Consider the following 15,736-nt stretch of genomic DNA (forward strand, 5'->3'; position numbering starts at 1 on the left):
CCACTGGCAACAACCCGCCAGCTGCAGCCAGTATCCTGGAAGGCAGAACGGAATACCATCTTGCACATCAGCATGCAAATAAGATGCTATTCCGTACTGGTTTGCCCGGCAAACCAGTACGGGCAAACTCGACTACATACTGCTGTGAATGACTATAACTGGCCGATGGTGTTGAAATAGTCGTCATGCAAGATGGATTACCCTGACACCGGACATATGGGTCTTACATTCTCTTTTGCATATGAACACAGCTAAGCTGATTTGGTGCCGTTATGAGATCGAAGCGACCGCATTCAATCCTCCTAGGTAAAGCCGTTTTGCCAAGCGTCTGAGATTTAGCGCCGTGGCTGCCAATAGGAATTCGTCATGTGCGCCTGTTGGCCCTCGTAATCGCAGGCGGTCCAGTTTAATAATGCGTTTGAGATGCGCAAACAGCATTTCGACTTTCTTGCGCTGGTGACGTGACTGTTGATACTGCGGCGTGTTCATGATGCGGCGAGCAACGTCACGTGCATCTTCATGAATACTGCGTGCAATTTTACGGAAGGTCGTGTTCGAACAACATTGTGGCTTCAAACTACATCGCTGGCAATCTGCCTGACTGGCACGATAGATGATCGTAGCGGCCTTGGTTACGTGGGTCCGCGGATTAGTAAATGCACGCCATTGGCTACGTAGTAGTTGTCCGCCGGGGCAGTGGTACACATTGGCTTGTTCATCCCAGATGAAGTCACTGATAACAAACATACCGTCCTTGCGGTCACTGCGGTTCCAGACCGGCACATGAGGTTCGATGCCTTTGTGTTCTACCAGCCAGGCCAGCATTGACGCTGAGCCATAGGCCGTATCGCCGATCAACCGGTGCGGCTTCATCCGGAAGCGCTGTGCTACACGGTCGAGCATGGTTTGTGTTGCCCGCGATTCGGCCGCATGGCTGGAGGGAGAAGCCTCGACGTCTACGATGATACCGGCCTGTACATCAACCAGGTAGTTAGTGGAGTAGGCAAAGAACGCTGGTCCAGCCGTGGCGGTCCAGGAAGCGGCTGGATCGGTCAGCGAAATCGACTTCGGTGGTTCGGCAGGCGCATTGGCAGCGTTTAAAGCAGCCAGATATTCCCGGACAGGACGGGTCCATTGATCGGGATCGCCCCAATCGATATCATGCGTGCCTCGCTGCCCAAAGCGATAGTCGTAGTGATATCGGCTTCCATCGCCGATCCGGTCAAGACAACGACAGGAATTGATGCAAGCGTTGGGGTGGCACTTATGGTTCTAAGGATTGTAATGCCATCAGTTACGGGTAATTTCAAGTCCAGCAAGACCAGTCCAAGGTTTCCGGGGTGTCTGTGCTGGTACTGCCGGCGACGTAGCAAGTAGTCGAGCGCTTCCTCACCGTCCCTTGCGACGATGACCTCATTGGCGACGCCGCACCTCTTCAATGCAAGTAGCGCAAATTCAATGTCGTTCTCGGCATCTTCAATTAGCAGAATTGGGCGCCTCATCAACGTAAGCAAATCGTAAAGAAAATCAAAAAATGTCTACAGGTTAGGTGCTCAACTCACGGCTGAAACGCACAAGTACATGTACTTTCATCCAAGCATGTCAGGCGGCGGGAGTGTACCATTACCCCTTGGCCGCGCATGTCACGGCAGTCTTACAGGAATGGCAATACTATGAATGACATGACCCCCTCGCTGCCCCAAAAAACGGCAGTTGAGAGTCGTTTCCAGCTGCTTGTCTCAGGCATCAGCGACTACGCGATCTACATGCTGGACCCTAACGGTATCGTGACGAGCTGGAATGCCGGCGCGCAACGCTTCAAGGGATACACGGCCGATGAAATCATAGGTCATCATTTCTCCCGCTTCTATACGCCTGAAGACCAGCAATCCGGCCTGCCAGCTAAAGCGCTTGAGACTGCCTTGAAGGAAGGTAAATTCGAATTAGAGGGATGGCGTGTCCGCAAGGATGGCACGCAGTTCTGGACCAGTGTCGTCATTGATCCGATCTACGATACGACTGGCCAGCATATCGGCTTTGCCAAGATCACACGGGACATCACCGAACGCAGAAAGGCTCAGGAGGCGTTACGGGAAAGTGAACAACGCTTTCGCATGCTGGTGCAAGGCGTAACCGATTATGCAATCTACATGCTGTCGCCTACTGGTGAAGTCACCAATTGGAATGCAGGTGCGCAGCGGATAAAAGGTTATACCGCTGATGAGATCGTGGGTACGTCGTTTGCGCGTTTTTATATACCTGAAGAGCAGGCAGCCGGATTGCCTGCTGCGGCCTTGGCAACAGCAGCCAGGGAAGGCCGCTTCGAGCGTGAAGCCTGGCGTGTGCGCAGGGACGGGAGCAGGTTTTGGGCGCATGTGGTAATCGATGCGATCTACAACGATGACGGTACATTGGCCGGCTTTGCCAAAATCACCCGCGACATCACGGAAAAGAAGGAAGCTGCCGAGGCCCTTGATCGCGCCAATGCAGCGTTGTTTCAATCTCAGAAAATGGAAGCCATTGGACAGCTGACCGGTGGAATCGCACATGACTTCAATAACCTATTATCAGTCATTAGCAGTGGTCTCGAAGTATTGCCTTTGAAGACCCAAGAGCCGACTGAGCTCAAAATCCTGGAAAGTATGAAACGCGCAGTCGACCGTGGTGCCACGCTCACGCAGCAACTGCTTTCCTTTGCCCGTCAGCAGCCGCTACGCCCGGAAAAGCACAATTTGAACAGTGTGATCAATGGCTTTGAAGCCGTATTGCGCCGGGCCGGCAATTCCACCACTGCGTTTAACGTGAACCTGGCAGCAGACCTGCAGCCGGCGATGGTTGATGCTCCCCGCTTTGAAACCGCATTGCTGAACCTGGTCGTGAATGCACGCGATGCGATGCCAAGCGGTGGGACGATCTCGATCCTCACATCGAACGTCACATTGGACGATCAACAGATTGCCGGTTTGACGGCCGGACGGTATGTGAAGGTATCGGTATCGGATACCGGATCAGGCATGTCCCCTGAGGTGATGGCTCGCGCTTTTGAACCGTTCTTCACTACCAAGGAAATTGGCAAAGGTACCGGTTTAGGGCTAAGCCAGGTGTATGGCTTCATGCAGCAGTCCAAAGGAGGCGTGAGCATCGACTCAGCGATTGATCGCGGGACCAAAATCAGCCTGTATTTGCCGGCACTTGATGAAAGCTGTAGTGATACCGTTCCAGTCGAAGACAGTAGTGAGAAGGTACTGGTGGTTGATGACGAACCGGATGTGATGGAGATGGCGGCAGCCCTATTCCGCAGCATCGGCTATGAGGTCTTTACCGCCAACAATGGGCTGGCAGCACTGGAAATACTGCAACGGACCAAGAACATTGCTGTGCTGTTCTCGGACGTCATGATGCCGAACATGACGGGCATCGAACTGGCGAAACGGGCACGGGAACTGCGCCCCAACATGAAAATACTACTAGCGACAGGATACCCGCTACCGGTATTGACGGCACAACATAGTGGCATCGACGAATTCACGTTCATGAATAAGCCATATAAGTTGGCCGAGCTCGCCAAGAAACTCCGGCTGTCATAGCGCGCGTGCTAGCCATCGCGTGCTTTTAAAGTGCTGCTAGCGGTGCCTAAGGACGCTGCTCGCCGCCGTTAAAGACACTCCTATTAGGCCGTCTGGCATCAGGTTGCCATCAATTAATCTCAGACACAGGCAACCTATTGAAACGACTATCGCCCTATATATGTCGAATCGAAGAATAAGAGGTTAACGAATGAAAGCTTGCCTTATAAACCTTTAGACACCTGTGCGTTAGGCATCACCGAGTGTCCGGTCAGCGGCGATGTGGAAATGCAATCAAAGACTGCTTATGGCCGGCTACCGCCGGAGGTTATTTCTAGTGAACGGCCGGTTAGCGCTAGACAAGCGACTCTTCTATGCATGGCTTGTGTGCCAGGCCGAACACCTTGAGAGCCGCCGCGTTTAGTCGGAATCCGGCTGATATCAACTTATATACCCGGCATTTTCACAACCTGATAGTCACTTCGGTGCACCTTGCGCTGATGGATGCACGCATAACGCTGTAAGAAGACAGTCGCTGAATAACGTCATAGAGCACTTATCTAAAAGCTGGGGGCTTAGGTTATGTTAAATGGCTTGTGCCGACTACATTTTAAGAAAAGCGCGCTGCTGCTGCTGCGCTAACAATAGTTATATTTGTGTCAAATAAATTGATTACTATTAGATAGTCCAATTAAACGCTCATAGGTAAGTAGTTAGCGGTGCCGCCGGTCGTGCCGACGCGCCAAATGAGGCTGCTGTTCAGGTTGCGCGTACATGCTCTGCAGAACAAGCTCATACGCGCATTGTTTATTCTACTCGTGCAATCCTTCGTCTCCTTTCGTACGGTTACATACGTAGGGATGACATATTCTGCTCAGGTTCTTGCGGGCTTTCCAGCGATGAGTTGACACGCCTGCGCGCAGAGACCAGTAAAATTGCACTACGAGAAGCGAGTTGTGTTGCTTCGATCTAACCAGTGGCGGTGTAGGCCCCACATTTGCAACAATCTTCAAGGAATGCAATGGCAAAAGACGATGTCATACAAATGGAAGGGAAAGTCCTCGAGAACCTGCCTAATGCAACCTTTACCGTTGAACTGGAAAACGGGCACAAGGTACTGGGACACATCTCTGGAAAAATGCGCAAGAACTACATCAAAATCCTACCTGGTGACAAGGTAAAGGTGGAACTGACTCCCTACGATCTCACAAAAGCGCGAATTGTATTTCGCACCAAATAACTATGAAAAAGTACCTAGTGGGTCAGTTGGCAACTGGATCGGTTTAAGTATTGCTGTAACTTACTGGGTCGGCGTCGTAGCGGATACCGAGTAACGGCACCCGATCCCCCAAGGCATGTTGCCGTTGTCGATGGCGCATCCGGCGCGCATGCCGTTTGCCGCCCCACTGGAACGATGTGAGAGCCCGATTCCATCCGTTGACTGTCGCTTCCAGCGCTGCAATGATTTGCTCCGATGTTTGCGGATAGTGCCCCGCGAGCGCACGCCGAACAATAATGGGTTGCGTTGACTCCGCCATATTTAGCCACGATCCGCTTAGCGGCGTAAATAACGGCATTACACCGTGAGAAAACAACCATCCGATCAGGTCAGGTGTCCGGTGCCCCTGCAGGTTGTCCCAAATCAGAAGCAGGCGCAGTGCCGGCAGCACTGGAGGCAGCGTAATGCACCGTCGAGAGAAGCGCCCATCCAGTCGTAGAAGCTGCTCTGGATGCACACGTCGTGGATGTCATTGCTAGTCTGGTCGATATAGGCATGGCGTGCTATCGGCTCTAAATCGATACCACGACGCATGGCCCAATTTGCTGCTCTGGGGGGCGTCATGCCGGTCATCTCCAGCCACAACTTATGCGGTGTGATCCATGGCGACTTACCGGAGATGACGGCAGCGGAGGTTGCTGTAATTCGCGGGCCGTCCGTCAGGTCGGCACCATTACGCCATGCGTGCCACTCGGGCGTACGCTGTGCTAGTTGTACGATTTTCATCTGATTCTCCTTGGTGAATGCGGGTCTCGCCGCGGTTAAAAAGCTTTGCAAGGGGAGATGCGGTCAGAAACTTAAAGGCAAAAAATCCGCATGGCCAAAAGGCACATGCGGGTTTGGGAGAACAAAACGTCACATCAGGGCCTTTGGATCAAGTTTGGGCTGCATGTTGACAATCAGCGCGCCCTGGTGCTTGTGCCCTACGACGCTGACAGGGGCCGGCGTGACACCTTGGCGGAAGTTCGCGTTGCAAAGAGGGGCAATGCAGCGAACAAGGCCAGCTCGGACGCAGGTAATCATATTTGCATCTCGCGCGCATGATCGTTACGGGCTGTCAGGAATGTCGCGACCGCTGCCATCGTAAGAAAGATCAGGATGGCGGCAACCATCACAACCTTGGCTTTTAGGGGCAGGGGGTATTCAAATCCATTGAGCTGCCACGCCAGGATGCCGGTTACCGTGATGGCCAGAATCGACCAGACGGATACAGCGACGTCAGATATGAACTTCGGGAACATCACGATTGCTGCGCCGGACAGCCACAACAGGAGCGCCAGCGGCGCGGTATCAAGCTCTTTGAGGAAGACTTCAATTTGTTTCTCCATGTGAAATCGCTCGCCGACGTTGACGGAGCATGGAGATATGCGAAGGGAAGAAATAGGGGGCTCGTCGCAGGTGCCAGAGCCCGCTGTTCGATCTAGATCAATAGCCGTCGTGCCGCCCGCGGGAGAATGGCTATCCCAATTGAAGACGGGGGCCCCATGCCCGACTACATCATTGAGAGCCGCACACCCGTTGTAGCCTTTGGCCAATATGTCGTGATGGAGGGTGATCTGACATTCGATCCCGACGACGGCGAAATAACGGTGTGTTGGGTGGAGCGAGATGGCCAGGTTGTCAGCAAGTTCGACGCCATTGACTACGCAAACGTCCGGGCGTACTTGTTGCGGGAAGCCGAGGCGAACGGCGAACCGCCGCCCCCTGACTTTATCGGGCGTGTGCGCATCGCTTACCAGGACGACAAGTACACGATGCTAAGCGCACGCCTGCCAAGCGGCCCGATCTACTGGTTGGTACACGGCAACGGCGATATGGCCACCGGCATCGAAACTCGCCCCGATGCGCTCATTCCCTGGTTTTCCGCGCCGGGCAGCGTCCAACAAAGCCACTGACAATAGTCCGTGGCTTGAACGAAACACGCCCAGCCTCCGTAGAGACTGGGCGTGTTTGGATCAGCAGAGATGCAGAGGCTTGTCGATTACCACGATAACTGTGGAAACATCCGTACCGCTCTCTTTAAACGCTCCGGCGTCCAATTTGACCGTCCGAGCCCCGTGTCGCTGCAAAAACTCACGAAACTGGGTCGCAGTCGCGTTGCTGTTGAACGTCACGTCGGCATGTCGGTCACCTTTAACGAATGCCCGCTGCTCACTTCATTTCTGCCGGTGACCGCGCCCACTGAATAAAGTGATTTTGAACGACGAAATAGTCACTGGCACTATTCCGATGTCGATCCGTCCACGAGCTCCGCAGTCGAACCGTCCGACAGGAATGATTTGCTGCTGATGCGCTGCTTCTGACGGCGATCGCCCATCAGGTCTTTCAGGTCCCTGATATTCAGGTCACTGACTTCATGCATACGAATCAGTAATGCCGGCCCTACGGGAAGCACGCGATGGCGCACCTTGCTAATAATTGGCGGCGCCACTTCCAGTAGGCGCGATAACGCAGCGTCGTTTTTCAGATTCAGAACTTCGATCAGGCGATCAAGCAGCTTATTGGGATCGTAATTGCTGTCTTCAAGCAATTCTTGCTTTTTCATATTTGTGATTGCGTTTGAATGGATGTTCGCGATTATATCGGTCAGATGGCCATCGTGCGCTGAACCGCCACTAGATGCCAATCGTCAGAGCGAACGCCGTCGAGACGAAGTCAGGACTGCGCGGAAGCGGGCAAACCGAAGAGTCGGTCAAATACCCAGTTGAACACGAACGTGTAGAAGAGAAAAAACGCTGCGAGACCCAGATCCATCATCAGCGCTCGCCAAAGAGTCATCTCCAGCCACCATGCGATCAGTGGCACCAGAATGATGATGAGGCCTGTCTCAAACCCGATGGCGTGCGTTACACGGCGCTTCACGCTCCGGCCGCGTGTTGTCTGACGCGACTCCCACCATTCGAACGCCGTGGTGTACAGGTAGTTCCATATCACCGCGATCACTGAAGTCGCAATTGAAAGCGCGCTGGAATATATCAAGCCACTGCCGGATATGACTGCGAAACTGATACTGCAGATGGCTATGGCGATTGCCTCATAGATGCTTACGTAGAGGATCTTGCGTTTGATACCTTGCACTGCGTTCCCGATCCAAAATCAATCTACAAATTCATTATTCCACGTTACGACCTATCGCCCCGATTAGACTGCCCTTCTAGCCGGCAATCGTCCCGTTCGAAAGCCATATCAGGGCTCCGTCCCGGTCATTGCCCGCCCGTGCCGTCCAACACTGTCCGTCTTCGTCGACGGCAATACAACCCGGCCGCCAGTTTCCGGGATTGCGCAGCATATTGACCCAGCCCTGCACCCTCCCTTTATACAGGACAACGACTCCGCCGCGACCGACATACTGATTTTGTTCGCGCCAGCATCGAGCGGCGTCAATTAGGTCCATCAGGAAGCCTCAAGTGGGTACCGAAACTTCTACGCGACATGGCCTGCCAGCAGCCGCCGCTTTAGCAGTTCGTATTCCTCAGGCGTGACCGAGCCGTCTTGCAGCAACCGATTCAGGTCATCGATGTTGCTGCCGCGTTCGGGCACTGATGGCGACCGCCTTTGAAGCATATACAAACAGCCGGCGGCACTCACACCGGCTGCTACCAGCGCCATCAGATACCACCATCCGTTGAGGTTCTCCATTGCTATCTCCTTCTGCTCCGCCACCCACATATCGTGTCTTCTATTGAAAAGCATATCTGCAATCCAGGCAGAGCTGTTGACCGTCTTCCTGTTCGTTCTATTTTTACTACATGTTGTGCTCGCTTTTTAGTGAAAGTCCCGGCTCTTGACGCTGGAAAGTGCGCCGAGCAGTTCCGTATGATTCACCACGTACTTCGCTATCAAATGGGTGGACTGGCCATCACGCTGCCAGACGCCATAGACGGTCAGGAGTGTCGCATTGAGGATCTCGCGCTTCTGCTTTTCCAGATGGCTTGGCCAGACAATGACCTGTGTCGTTCCTGTTTCGTCTTCGATCGTCAGGAACATCACGCCGTTAGCGCTGCCTGGACGCTGCCGCACCGTGACGATACCGGTCGTTCTGGCCAGTTTCCGGTCGGGGAACGTCTGTAGTTCTGCTGCTGTACTGAGGTTCATCGCGGTCAGGCGCTTCCTCAGGAGCGCAAGCGGATGCCGACGCAAGGTAAGGCCAGTACTATGGTAATCCGCAACAATCTCCTGGCCCTCGGTTGGCGCCGGCAACTCAAGCGGCTCATCCGTAATTGGCGCGTCCTGCAATAACTTGGGCATTGGTTTCATCCCCGATACCTGCCATGCCGCCTGCCGCCGGTGCCCGGTGAGCGACACCATCGCATTGGCCTGCGCCAACGCCTGCAGGTCGTTCGTCGATAAATTGGCCCGCCGGGACAAATCTTCTATGCTTTGGAATGACCGAATCGCGCGGACCATGGTAATCATTTCGGCGCCTTCGGCACTCAGTCCTTTGACCATGCGTAGCCCAAGGCGTACCGCCGGGCGCCCGCCGCCATCACCCGGATACCCTTCCCTTTCCTCCAGCGTGCAGTCCCAATCGCTGATGGTGACATCGAGCGGACGCACCTCGACGCCGTGACGCTTGGCGTCCTGCACCAGTTGGCTTGGGGAATAAAAGCCCAGCGGTTGGCTGTTCAACAGGCTGGCCAGGAAGATGCCGGGGTGGTGGCACTTGATCCAGGCGCTCGCATACACAAGCAACGCAAACGAGGCGGAATGGCTGAGAGGGAAGCTGTACGATGAGAAAGCCTTCGTGTATTCCGCCATCGCCTGGGCGTATTCAAGGGAATAGCCCCGCTCAAGCATGCCGGCGATGAGTTTATTCGTATATTTTTCTAATCCGCCCTTCTTCTTCCATGCGCCCATCGCACGACGCAACTGGTCTGCCTCTTCAACGGTGAATCCACCGGCGACGATGGCAACCTGCATAACGGTCTCCTGAAAGATCGGTATGCCTAACGTTGGTTCCAGGACCTCGCGTAGCGCCTCACTGGGATACGTAACCGGCTCAAGTCCCTGCCGGCGCCGTAAATAAGGGTGGACCATTTGCCCCTGAATAGGTCCGGGTCGCACCAGCGCTACTTCAATGACCAGGTCGAAGAACGTGCGCGGCTGCATTTTGGTCAGCATCGCCATCTGTGCGCGCGACTCGATCTGGAAGACGCCCATCGTATCGGCTTGGCAAATCATGTCGTAGGTTGCCGGATCCTCAGCGGGAATGTCCTGCAACGTAAAGCTTTCGCCGGTGCGCTCGCTGATGAAATCAAGTGCGCGCCGGATTGCCGACAGGATCCCCAGCGCGAGAATGTCGACCTTGATGAATTTGAGAACCTCAATATCATCCTTGTCGAATTCAATGACCGTGCGGTCTTCCATCGCTGCGTTTTCAATCGGAGACAGGCGGCACAAATTGTCGCGTGCGATGACGAAGCCGCCGACGTGCTGCGACAGCTGGCGCGGAAACCCCAGGAGCGTTTCGCATAGCGCGACCAGTTTCTTGACCACGGGAGACGCGGGGTCCAGGCCGTGTTCGCGCAAGCCTGCCTCATCAATGTGATTGCCACTCCACCAGTTCTGAGAGGAGGTCAGCGCATTGAGCTGGGCAAAATCCAGCGCGAGCGCCTTGCCCACATCCTTGATGGCCGAGCGCGGACGCAGCGTGATGATTGCCGCTGTCAGTGCAGCCCGGTGCCAAAGCGCCGATAGATCTCCTGAATCACGATCTCGCGCTTCTCATGTTCGAAGTCGACGTCAATGTCGGGTGGCTCGTCTTTCCGACTCCGGCTGACGAACCGCTCAAAAAGCAGGTTCATGCGATCGGGATCGACCTCTGTAATGAAGAGGCAGTAGCAGCAAACCGAGTTGGCGGCGCTACCCCGTCCCTGGCACAAAATGCCTTGCCGACGTGCAAAAGCAACGATCTCGGCGACCACGAGGAAGTACGGCTCGTACGACAGCTCGGCGACGAGCGCCAGCTCATGTTCGATCAACTCCTGAATGTTGGCCGGGATGCCCTTCGGATAGCGCTGGAACGCACCTTCGTACACGAGTTTCCGGAAGTAACTGGTCGCGGTTTCGCCGGGAGGCACAATGTCGTCCGGATACTGGTACGACAACTCGTCCAGCGAGAACGTGCAGCGTGCGGCAATCTGCAACGTCTGGTCGAGTAGTGGGCGCTCGTACACTTGCGCCACGCGCGTTCTCTGGCGCAGCGCTTGTTCTGCATTCGGATGCAGCGCCAGACCGCATTCGGCAATGGGTCTGCCGAGCCGGATCGCGGTGATCGTGTCGTGGAGCGGTTTGCGCGAACGCACATGCATGTGGACGTCGCCGGTGGCGACCAGCGGTAGCCCCGAAAAGCGTGCCAGATTGTCCAGTCGTTCCTTCCACATGTCGTCATCGGGCCGCTGCAGCAGTTCGACCGCGATCGAAGAGCGTCCGCCAAACGTTTCCGCGATCCATGTGACCTCCTCCCGCAGCACTTCGTCAGTTTTGACGCGGTTGCCGACCAGGATTGCATAGCATCCCTTCAGGTTGCGCAGGTGCACGGCGCCATGATCGGGCTTGCCAACAAAGGTAATGTCACGTCGACGAAGAAGATAAGTACCCTTCGGCGCGCGCCGGCGGCCAACCGTCAGCAGCTCCGACAAATTGCCATACCCTTCCCTGTCCATGGCCAGCAAAACCATCTTCAAGCCGCATTCAAGCGTCAGTTCGGTACCGATGATCAGGTGCAGTCCGACCTTTTTGGCCTCGACATGCGCGCGCACGATTCCTGCAAAACTTCCGTCGTCGGTGATTGCTAGAGAGGTGTAACCAAGCGCATGTGCGCGTGCGACTAGCTCCTCGGGATGCGATGCGCCTCGCAGGAAACTGAAGTTGGTAACGCAGTGGAGTTCAGCATAAGCAGGGAGGAAACTTTGCATGGCCCTAGGCGAAGAAACCATGCAAGAACCACCCGGGCTCATCCTCGTCCGCACTCACCCTTTCGCGGTACACCCAGACAATCATATGGATCGCATTCGTGGCGACGAAATAATCCCGCGCGATGACCTGGTCATCCCACCAGCCGGTTTCGATCCGTTCAGGGCCGATCAATAACGTAAGGGGCGATTGATAAAACGGCTTGTTTTGCCGCGTCAATAACTTAAGCGGCTTCTTCAGCAACCAGGTCGGCCGCGGTGGAAACGCGGTACCGTCCACAGCGCTCTTGCCCTTGACGGACTTTGATGATGCCACCGGCACTTCTACTGAACATTTTTCAGGCCTGTGATCGCCTGACACATCCAGGCGCACGACGGCGTCCGGACCGAGGCGGCTATTCATGCGCTCAATCAGCCGATTGAGAAATTCCGCCCGGCTGGCTGCGCTTGGAAACAATTCCGTGTTTGGGGCGGCTTGCTGTTCGAGGCCGTCCGCCGACAGAATCAGTTCAATGACCGAGGATTCGAGTACGACTTTGCCGAGGTGCTCCTTCATCAGCAAGGTCAGGTGTTCCAGATCCCGGCTCGGTGCCCCCAGTTTGATGTCCACACGGGTGGTCGGACTTTTACCGTTGCGCACCGTCTCATGGTGAAGTAACAGCGAAAACTGCGTGACAGCACAATGTCGGGCGGACAGAACACCCGTCATCTGCATCAGCAACCGGCGTGCCGGTCCCAGCAGCAGCTCAGTGGTCTCCACGCGCGCGCCAAGCTCCATGCGTTTGCAGAACCCTTCTGGTGGCTCGTACCACGCCATCAGTTCCGGCTCGCTGCCGAATGCCCGGTCCAGTTCAATCAGCGCGGCGTTGCCGAATCGCTTGGTAATGCCCGTGCGCGGCAATTGCCGGAACTGTCCGATTGTCTGGCAGCCGACTGCCTTGAGCGTTTCCGCATGCGGGGCCAATGATTCCATCAGTACCACCGGCAATGCGTCGATCGCACTGGTGTACGTGTCCTGGTTGACGATAGAGTTGTCACCGCTCTGGGCAAGCCACCATGCAGCGGTTGCCGTGGGCGCGGCGGCAATGTGCGCGGTCAGGCCGAGTTCAGTGAGCCCGCTGCGCAGGTGCCCGATGATCGCCGCGGTACCGCCAAACAGGCGAAGGCTTGCGGTGACATCCATGAGCAGTCCAAACGGACGCAGCGCGACTTGCGGAGAAAAATGCAGCGCCCACAAGGCGGCTTCAATGACTGCCTGCTCTTCAGCGACGATATCGCGGGGAACGACTACAAGGTTCGCCGCGCGCGTTCGCGCTCCAGCTTCGGTTATGCCTGGGACGACGCCTGCTGCTTGCGCACCCACGCTGACCCACCGGACCCGTTTGATGTCGGTCACAACGAGTGGTGTAGTCATCCGCAGGTGATCCTGCAGCGCCTCAGGCCACCGTCGAAAGGCGAGATCGAGCGGTAACTGGCTGAGGAACGAGGCGATCCACATTGGAATTCTCTGCTGGTGCGATGGCGCTGTGTCGTGCGCGCTCGAGGGCGCGCATCATGGAAGGTGCAAATAGGGGCGGAAGCAACACTGGCTGCGCGACAGTCGGACCACGGCGCTTGAAAACATCAACGCTCAGCTGCCCAAACGGTGCCGGTTCACACAACAGCCGCAGCGGCGCCGGCGACGGTTCTCCCCGGCATGTAGCTGGCCGAAGGATGAACGACAGGGCTTCGCAGCCTGACGCGGCAATCTGCAAGCGGCGTAAATGCTCGGCCTTGACGGTAGGGTGCCAGCTGACCAGCACCCCGACACTGCCGCTCTTGAGGATTTGCTCGGCGCTCCACAGCCGGTCGGCCGGTTTTTCTGCATTGACGATGAGAATCTGGCCAATGTCGATACCTGCCTGCTCAAGCGCGGGCGCAATGAGGCAGTGCGGTGAACCAAGCAGCACAATGGTGCGGCCAGCATCAGAGATCACCTTCAACGCCGGGATCAGCATCCGGAACTCTCCCGCGCCCTGTTGTGCCCACAACAATTCCGTGAGCGCGGACGCGCTCCAGCCGCCGCCTGGCAGTTCTGCGTTCAGAGCTGGATAGCCAGTGGGGACGATGTCGGTCCGGCTTCGACCAAGGGAGTCGGCTCGCCATACTGCTTCACGCAGTGCGTCGGTGAGCGCTAAAAAGCGGTCGCGGCGTTCTGCATGGGCGTCACTCTTCGGTAAAGTCAGTTCCATTTCTTCAGGCTTCCACTTTTGCAGTGTTGCAATTTTAGCTGTACATTTATACAGCCTTTTTTGAAGTATAACTGTCCTCTGCCCGATTTGAACTTGAAAATTGTTAACTGCCGTAACGCTCGGAACTAAAAGCTGCCCATTTAGCGAACTAAAACCTGTCCAATCAGCTGGAGCACCACCTGGCCATGATTTAGTTCACAAGAGATATTGAAATTGGTCCGCGTATCCTTTTAGCCACACGTCCACATTGGACAAGTTCAGTGATGCGACTTAGGTCGACCCAGAAAGAGTCATACGTCCTTCGACTGAAAGAAGTTCGGCTATGGGAAGTGCTGCAGCCATTGGCTCGCTCGCCTTAAGTGTCTGCTTAGCGGACCTTCCGGAGGCGTGAGCCGAAGTTCACTGCTGGATTCATATAGGTTGATGTTATTGACCGTTTGCGGGGGGACCTTTCAAGGTTGTTAATTCAAAGCAATTCACCGGAGGCTACCATGGGCATGATATCTATCATGGACATGGTTGATATCTTGGCCATGGTAGATATAATGGCCGTGTTAGCTAAAATGGCCATGGTTAAAATCATGGGTACCAGACATGTTTTTATCTTCTTCATCCCAAAACCGAAGCGAGGACGCGCTGGCTCTCATAGCCGATCTATTCGAGGCCCATGGCTGGGTCGTCGATCGTTCGCCTGAACACGCAAGGAGAGGTCCCAACCTGATGGTCCGAAGCGGGGCACAATGCTTTGCCATCGAGGTCAAATCGCTTGCAGAGGGACGTGCCGATCGAGTGATTCCGATGCTGTCACAGGCAATCCTAGAAGCGCAGTCACATGCTCTCGATGCGGGCAATGCACAGCCGCTTGCCGTGATTTCTGTAGAGAGCGCATCTCAGTCCCTATCTAAACGACTCGAGACGTTTGTTGAAAAATACGCACCGAATGTAGCCGTCGGCCTCGTTTCTAAGAATGGACTCCGGTACTTTAGGGGAGCGGGTCTTGAGGAACTGAATGCAGAGCCGGAAGAGCCGCGATGGTACGGAAGCTTACCATCCATTCAACCCGCCAATCTCTTTTCGGATCTCAACCAGTGGATGCTGAAAGTACTGCTGGCCCCTGACATACCTGATCATCTTCTACAAGCGCCAAGGCAAAGGTACCAAAACGGTTCCGAACTTGCCGAAGCCGCCAAGGTATCCGCCATGAGTGCCTCCCGGTTCTTGCAACAACTACGCAACGAAGGGTATTTGGACGATTCATCGCGATATCTTGCTCTCGTACGTCGCCAAGAATTATTCCGGCGTTGGCGGTCAGCCGTGATACGTTCTTCCCCAGAAATGTCAATGCGATTCCTCATACGCGGCACGATACAAAAGCAAGTCTCCAGCCTTCTGGCAAGTAATCAGGGAGAGTCTTGCCTAGCGCTATTTTGGGCAGCCGAGGCATTAGGACTCGGACACGTCAGTGGTGTGCCACCCTATGTCTACGTGCCAAAGCTCCCTCGACCTGCCGACAAGAAATGGAGAGCACTGGCAGTTGCTTCTCCTTCCGACAAGCCGGACCTCATCGTCCGACAAGCACTTTCACCGAAATCAGTGTTCAGAGGTGCCGTACACCACAATGGCTTAATCGTTTCCGATGTCATACAGGTGTGGTTGGATGTCGCAAATCACCCATCGCGTGGTGAAGAACAGGCCGACCTGATCTATGAAAAAGCCCTTCGTCCGATTGTAGGCAACTGAAACTAA

At 55.2% G+C, this 15,736-nt stretch carries 15 protein-coding genes and 2 pseudogenes; 5 read left to right on the forward strand and 12 right to left on the reverse strand.

Going from position 1 to position 15,736, the window contains the following annotated elements:
* Positions 1-270 precede the first annotated feature (270 nt).
* Together ACFQUU_RS25070 and ACFQUU_RS25075 are read right to left on the reverse strand one after the other, a co-directional pair.
* Positions 271-1,176 (reverse strand): annotated as a pseudogene (locus tag ACFQUU_RS25070) (transposase); the annotation flags it as partial.
* A complete protein-coding gene (locus tag ACFQUU_RS25075; protein WP_382250851.1) occupies positions 1,098-1,502 on the reverse strand; it encodes a response regulator in 405 nt (134 codons plus the stop codon). The pseudogene ACFQUU_RS25070 and the gene ACFQUU_RS25075, both read right to left, overlap by 79 nt.
* 171 nt (positions 1,503-1,673) lie before the next feature.
* On the opposite strand from ACFQUU_RS25075, the gene ACFQUU_RS25080 reads away from it, so the two are divergent.
* Both ACFQUU_RS25080 and infA read left to right on the forward strand, forming a co-directional pair.
* Positions 1,674-3,587 carry a PAS domain S-box protein gene (locus tag ACFQUU_RS25080; protein WP_382250852.1) on the forward strand — a complete coding sequence of 638 codons (1,914 nt, stop codon included), beginning with the start codon at positions 1,674-1,676 and terminating at the stop codon, positions 3,585-3,587.
* A 1,000-nt stretch (positions 3,588-4,587) separates the two neighbouring features.
* Positions 4,588-4,806, forward strand: a complete 219-nt coding sequence (infA, locus tag ACFQUU_RS25085; protein ID WP_382250853.1) for a translation initiation factor IF-1 — start codon at positions 4,588-4,590, stop codon at positions 4,804-4,806.
* A 43-nt stretch (positions 4,807-4,849) separates the two neighbouring features.
* On the opposite strand, the gene ACFQUU_RS25090 is transcribed toward infA, so the two are convergent.
* The 3 genes from ACFQUU_RS25090 to ACFQUU_RS25100 all read right to left on the reverse strand — a co-directional run bounded on the left by ACFQUU_RS25090 (position 4,850) and on the right by ACFQUU_RS25100 (position 6,173).
* On the reverse strand, positions 4,850-5,236 hold the full coding sequence (locus ACFQUU_RS25090; RefSeq protein WP_382250854.1) for a hypothetical protein: 387 nt from the start codon (positions 5,234-5,236) through the stop codon (positions 4,850-4,852).
* A complete protein-coding gene (locus ACFQUU_RS25095) occupies positions 5,209-5,571 on the reverse strand; it encodes a lambda-exonuclease family protein (RefSeq protein WP_382250855.1) in 363 nt (120 codons plus the stop codon). Before ACFQUU_RS25095 ends, ACFQUU_RS25090 begins: the two co-directional genes overlap by 28 nt.
* Positions 5,572-5,864: 293 nt before the next feature.
* Complete coding sequence (locus ACFQUU_RS25100) at positions 5,865-6,173, reverse strand: hypothetical protein (protein WP_382250856.1); 309 nt, start codon at positions 6,171-6,173, stop codon at positions 5,865-5,867.
* Between the two features lie 126 nt (positions 6,174-6,299).
* Between ACFQUU_RS25100 and ACFQUU_RS25105 the strand changes: the two genes are divergently transcribed.
* Positions 6,300-6,740: a hypothetical protein gene (locus tag ACFQUU_RS25105; RefSeq protein WP_382250857.1), complete on the forward strand. Its 441-nt coding sequence runs from the start codon at positions 6,300-6,302 to the stop codon at positions 6,738-6,740.
* 69 nt (positions 6,741-6,809) lie between these two features.
* Positions 6,810-7,034, forward strand: a complete 225-nt coding sequence (locus ACFQUU_RS25110) for a hypothetical protein (RefSeq protein WP_382250858.1) — start codon at positions 6,810-6,812, stop codon at positions 7,032-7,034.
* A gap of 32 nt (positions 7,035-7,066) precedes the next feature.
* Here ACFQUU_RS25110 and ACFQUU_RS25115 read toward each other — a convergent pair whose 3' ends face one another.
* The 7 genes and pseudogenes from ACFQUU_RS25115 to imuA form a co-directional block, all read right to left on the reverse strand.
* The gene (locus ACFQUU_RS25115; RefSeq protein WP_382250859.1) at positions 7,067-7,390 is read right to left on the reverse strand and encodes a hypothetical protein; all 324 of its coding nucleotides are present in this window, start codon (positions 7,388-7,390) and stop codon (positions 7,067-7,069) included.
* A gap of 110 nt (positions 7,391-7,500) precedes the next feature.
* Positions 7,501-7,923 (reverse strand): PACE efflux transporter, encoded by a 423-nt coding sequence (locus ACFQUU_RS25120; protein ID WP_382250860.1) that lies wholly within the window; start codon positions 7,921-7,923, stop codon positions 7,501-7,503.
* A 76-nt stretch (positions 7,924-7,999) separates the two neighbouring features.
* Positions 8,000-8,239 carry a hypothetical protein gene (locus ACFQUU_RS25125; RefSeq protein ID WP_382250861.1) on the reverse strand — a complete coding sequence of 80 codons (240 nt, stop codon included), beginning with the start codon at positions 8,237-8,239 and terminating at the stop codon, positions 8,000-8,002.
* Between the two features lie 29 nt (positions 8,240-8,268).
* Positions 8,269-8,484 (reverse strand): SHOCT domain-containing protein, encoded by a 216-nt coding sequence (locus tag ACFQUU_RS25130; protein ID WP_382250862.1) that lies wholly within the window; start codon positions 8,482-8,484, stop codon positions 8,269-8,271.
* A gap of 126 nt (positions 8,485-8,610) precedes the next feature.
* Positions 8,611-11,762, reverse strand: a pseudogene (locus ACFQUU_RS25135) (error-prone DNA polymerase).
* A 4-nt stretch (positions 11,763-11,766) separates the two neighbouring features.
* Positions 11,767-13,257, reverse strand: coding sequence for a Y-family DNA polymerase (locus ACFQUU_RS25140; RefSeq protein ID WP_382250863.1), 1,491 nt, complete (start codon positions 13,255-13,257; stop codon positions 11,767-11,769).
* Complete coding sequence (gene imuA, locus ACFQUU_RS25145; protein WP_382250864.1) at positions 13,196-13,990, reverse strand: translesion DNA synthesis-associated protein ImuA; 795 nt, start codon at positions 13,988-13,990, stop codon at positions 13,196-13,198. Before imuA ends, ACFQUU_RS25140 begins: the two co-directional genes overlap by 62 nt.
* A gap of 594 nt (positions 13,991-14,584) precedes the next feature.
* On the opposite strand from imuA, the gene ACFQUU_RS25150 reads away from it, so the two are divergent.
* Positions 14,585-15,730, forward strand: a complete 1,146-nt coding sequence (locus ACFQUU_RS25150) for a hypothetical protein (RefSeq protein ID WP_382250865.1) — start codon at positions 14,585-14,587, stop codon at positions 15,728-15,730.
* The last annotated feature ends 6 nt before the right edge of the window (positions 15,731-15,736 follow it).

This window comes from Herbaspirillum sp. GCM10030257 (assembly GCF_042666555.1).
Lineage (GTDB): Bacteria > Pseudomonadota > Gammaproteobacteria > Burkholderiales > Burkholderiaceae_D > Noviherbaspirillum.

Excerpts from the sequence above, each read along its gene's own strand:
- ACFQUU_RS25075 (WP_382250851.1), bottom strand. The coding sequence starts at position 1,502 with ATGAGGCGCCCAATTCTGCTAATTGAAGATGCCGAGAACGACATTGAA.
- ACFQUU_RS25080 (WP_382250852.1), top strand. The coding sequence starts at position 1,674 with ATGAATGACATGACCCCCTCGCTGCCCCAAAAAACGGCAGTTGAGAGT.
- infA (WP_382250853.1), top strand. The coding sequence starts at position 4,588 with ATGGCAAAAGACGATGTCATACAAATGGAAGGGAAAGTCCTCGAGAAC.
- ACFQUU_RS25095 (WP_382250855.1), bottom strand. The coding sequence starts at position 5,571 with ATGAAAATCGTACAACTAGCACAGCGTACGCCCGAGTGGCACGCATGG.
- ACFQUU_RS25100 (WP_382250856.1), bottom strand. The coding sequence starts at position 6,173 with ATGGAGAAACAAATTGAAGTCTTCCTCAAAGAGCTTGATACCGCGCCG.
- ACFQUU_RS25105 (WP_382250857.1), top strand. The coding sequence starts at position 6,300 with ATGGCTATCCCAATTGAAGACGGGGGCCCCATGCCCGACTACATCATT.
- ACFQUU_RS25110 (WP_382250858.1), top strand. The coding sequence starts at position 6,810 with ATGCAGAGGCTTGTCGATTACCACGATAACTGTGGAAACATCCGTACC.
- ACFQUU_RS25115 (WP_382250859.1), bottom strand. The coding sequence starts at position 7,390 with ATGAAAAAGCAAGAATTGCTTGAAGACAGCAATTACGATCCCAATAAG.
- ACFQUU_RS25125 (WP_382250861.1), bottom strand. The coding sequence starts at position 8,239 with ATGGACCTAATTGACGCCGCTCGATGCTGGCGCGAACAAAATCAGTAT.
- ACFQUU_RS25130 (WP_382250862.1), bottom strand. The coding sequence starts at position 8,484 with ATGGAGAACCTCAACGGATGGTGGTATCTGATGGCGCTGGTAGCAGCC.
- ACFQUU_RS25140 (WP_382250863.1), bottom strand. The coding sequence starts at position 13,257 with ATGTGGATCGCCTCGTTCCTCAGCCAGTTACCGCTCGATCTCGCCTTT.
- imuA (WP_382250864.1), bottom strand. The coding sequence starts at position 13,990 with ATGGAACTGACTTTACCGAAGAGTGACGCCCATGCAGAACGCCGCGAC.
- ACFQUU_RS25150 (WP_382250865.1), top strand. The coding sequence starts at position 14,585 with ATGTTTTTATCTTCTTCATCCCAAAACCGAAGCGAGGACGCGCTGGCT.